Here is a 271-nt window from a genome sequence, read left to right as displayed (position 1 = left end):
AGAAATTACGCTACTTTGCACTGACAGCCAACCTGTCTCTGCTATTGTGGGTGTTTCTGTGGCAGAGCATGATTTCGCCCCACCCGCACCTGAACAACTATGTGGTTGCCGGGATGTGGCTACTGCCTTTACTGCTCCCGCTGAAAGGCATACTGCAAGGTAAGCCTTATACCCACGCATGGGCAAACTTCATTCTGATGTTCTATTTTCTGCATGCCCTGACACTGCTTTGGGTGGATGGCGGGGAGCGCTGGCTGGCTTTGATTGAGCT

At 52.0% G+C, this 271-nt stretch carries 1 protein-coding gene; it reads left to right on the top strand.

Translation table 11 applies throughout. The annotated features are described in order from the left end of the window. On the top strand, window positions 1-271 hold a 271-nt coding region (locus ACYP03_RS26245), incomplete at both ends, for a DUF2069 domain-containing protein (RefSeq protein ID WP_459782706.1).

The organism is Photobacterium sp. R1 (assembly GCF_054600795.1).
This window is presented reverse-complemented; position numbering and strand designations above follow the sequence as displayed.